We start from the raw sequence: 283 nt of genomic DNA, 5'->3' as shown, positions 1-283 counted from the left end.
GATGAGGCTGGGCAGCACGACGATCATGATCGAGAATGGAACCAGCCCGGCCGTGGTCTTCGAGCCGGTGTGCAGCATGAACACCATCGCCGCGCAGAAGATGCCGACCCCCCACCAGCGCTGGCCGCGCCGGAAGAGATAGAGCCCGGCAAAGCTGAAACAGGCCATCACCGGACCGGCGATGTTCTTATGCGTGAAGACGCCGCGCCACAGGCCGGCATGCTCGGGCTCCTGCGAGTCGGCGGTGTGCAGCGCCTCATGCGGGAAGACGATCAGACCGATA

1 pseudogene is annotated in these 283 nt (G+C 64.7%); it reads right to left on the bottom strand.

Features of this window, described 5'->3' with window-relative positions:
- Nucleotides 1–283 (bottom strand): annotated as a pseudogene (locus tag EN786_RS37330) (O-antigen ligase family protein); the annotation flags it as partial.

The sequence above is a fragment of the Mesorhizobium sp. M4B.F.Ca.ET.143.01.1.1 genome (genome assembly GCF_004792275.1).
In the GTDB taxonomy this organism is placed as follows: Bacteria; Pseudomonadota; Alphaproteobacteria; order Rhizobiales; family Rhizobiaceae; genus Mesorhizobium; species Mesorhizobium abyssinicae.
This window is presented reverse-complemented; position numbering and strand designations above follow the sequence as displayed.